This window comes from Neptuniibacter sp. 1_MG-2023 (genome assembly GCF_030547185.1).
In the GTDB taxonomy this organism is placed as follows: domain Bacteria; phylum Pseudomonadota; class Gammaproteobacteria; order Pseudomonadales; family Balneatricaceae; genus Neptuniibacter.
The window spans coordinates 1-2,366 of the sequence record NZ_JAUOQR010000027.1; the positions used below are offsets into that span (position 1 = coordinate 1).

Annotated in this window: 2 protein-coding genes; both read left to right on the plus strand. The window is 39.9% G+C overall.

What is annotated here, in order from left to right; all coding sequences use genetic code 11:
• The first annotated feature begins 225 nt into the window (after positions 1–225).
• Positions 226–1,383: a DNA cytosine methyltransferase gene (locus Q4492_RS15610; RefSeq protein WP_303419847.1), complete on the plus strand. Its 1,158-nt coding sequence runs from the start codon at positions 226–228 to the stop codon at positions 1,381–1,383.
• Between the two features lie 3 nt (positions 1,384–1,386).
• On the plus strand, positions 1,387–2,292 hold the full coding sequence (locus Q4492_RS15615; RefSeq protein WP_303419849.1) for a NotI family restriction endonuclease: 906 nt from the start codon (positions 1,387–1,389) through the stop codon (positions 2,290–2,292).
• The last annotated feature ends 74 nt before the right edge of the window (positions 2,293–2,366 follow it).

Here is a 2,366-nt window from a genome sequence, read left to right on the forward strand (position 1 = left end):
AAATCGCTATGGATGGTGACCTTCCTACAGAGGACTTTCACCTCATTAGTTCATGCCCATGCTGGGCGTACACAAGTGGCTGCTAGGGACTGCATTACGCTGCGCTCCATGCAGCCCCAGAGCCAGACGTTAAGCGCCTACTCAATACTCTCATATTATATCGATACCTCCCCGTCGAGGGATCAGGTAAAATGTGTGAAATTTTACAGATAAGGTTCCATATTAGTGAAGTCAATTGATTTGTTCGCAGGTGCAGGAGGACTCTCATGCGGATTAGGCATGGCAGGGTTTGCTCCAATGCTTGCAAATGAGCTGATAGAAGCTCACGCAAACACCTATCAAGTTAATAACGAGAATACCAATGTTGTAGTTGGTGATGTTAGAAAGGTCTGTGAAAGTAATCTAAAAAAAATACTTGGATTAAAGAAGGGTGAGCTAGATTTATTGGCTGGAGGACCACCATGCCAAGGTTTTTCAGTTAATGCACCTATTCGAGACTTAGGCGATGAGCGAAATCATCTTTTTAAGGACTTTCTAAGAGTTGCAAGCGAACTACTGCCAAAAGCTATACTAATTGAAAATGTTCCTGGAATAGTTTCTTTAGGTAAAGGTACTGTAGTCCAGCAGATATATAAAGAATTACAAGGATTAGGGTACAGCGTCAACCATCGAATTCTTTTTGCTGGGCATTATGGTGTACCTCAAACTAGATTTCGAACAATTATAATTGCCATTAAAGGTAATGCTGATATTTCATTTCCTGAACCTGAATACAATTCAAATGCAGTTGCCAACTTTGCTGGAGCAAAAGAGCTTTGCATCAAAGTTCCTCCTCTTTTTGCTCAAGAATTACTTCCTCAAACTACGGTATATGACGCCATTTCAGATTTGCCACAGATAGATGGTGGTTCTAAAAATCCACCGATGAAGTACTTGAAGAAGGCTGAAGGAAATTATCAGAAAGTTTTACGAAAAGGGTCTAAGTTAGTTCATAACCATTCTTGTAATGGATTGGGGAAGGTTAACCTTGAACGCTTACCGTATATTCCACAAGGTGGAAATTGGACAAATATTCCACACGAAATGCTTCCGAAAGGAATGCAAAGAGCGAGAAGAAGTGATCATACTAAAAGGTATGGAAGGTTACACCCAGAAGGCATGTGTTCAACAATTTTAACTAAATGTGATCCGCATTGGGGCGCATTTATACATCCTGACCAAGACCGAGTGTTGTCCATTAGAGAGGCTGCAAGAATTCAGTCCTTTCCTGACACATACCGTTTTACTGGCTCTATTCCTCAGCAGTACGAACAAGTTGGAAATGCGGTTCCACCATTTTTAGCCAAAAAAATTGGTGAAGAAATAGCAAAATTAATTGGATAAAAAATGATTAAAAGACCAAAGAACGACATTATTGAAATATTTGGTTACGCACCAGATGATTTGACAAAAGAAGCTAGGACACTCTGGAATTTGGGGGCATGCCCTTTTGTAAATAAAGCATGCTCGAAGTCTAACAGCGATCAAACAGTAGTGTATGGTACTTGTAGTGTCACCACTACTTTTGGTGATTGTATAATTTGCCCAAACAGGATTTATGAAAAAAATTATCTATCACTAAAAAAAGTCGCCGAAGATGCATTTGGAGATGATATCGAGTTTCTAACATTCGAGGAGTTTATACCTCGAAGATCATCCACCAATGAATGCATTGTTGCTCTAGGTCAAAATTCAGGGAAGGAAGTTAAATTAGGCAATAAGCTCTCTATGGACTGGGTTTTAGCCAAAGTAAAAAATGGAGAGTTGATAGAATATGTAGGTATTGAAGTTCAAAGCATAGATATAACAAATAATTATCGTGACAATTGGTATGCATATAAAAACTTAAATGAAAATACCTCTGTAATTCCGCGGTCAGAACATGGCCTAAATTGGGCAAATGTACATAAGCGGCTTATTCCTCAGCTAATACGTAAAGGCCTGATTTATGCAAAGTCAGATTTAGTTTCAAATGGCCTCTATTTTGTTTTACCAGATATCGTCTATAGAAAATTTGAAGATGTCATTGGAAAAGATATCCCCTTAGTTAATCGCCAAGCATCGGATGTGCTGACAGTTCATACCTACTCTTTGTCTGATAATGTAGAGCATGGTAAACAAAGGGAGCTTATTGTTGAAAGAGAAATTCGCTTTGAGCTTGAGGAGTTTTCGCAGAGGTTTATTTCAGGAGCGAACCTTCCAACAGGAGAAGAGCTTGACAGTGCAGTTCGTAAAGTTCTTGGAATCGCTTAATCGGGTAGCCGAGGGTCTCTAACCCTCAGCCCCCACAACACCCTGCATGCGGATCCGCACAGGGCGTTTCACTG

What these genes read in the sequence shown, in the direction of transcription:
- Q4492_RS15615 (WP_303419849.1), top strand. Translation starts at nt 1,387, where the DNA reads ATGATTAAAAGACCAAAGAACGACATTATTGAAATATTTGGTTACGCA.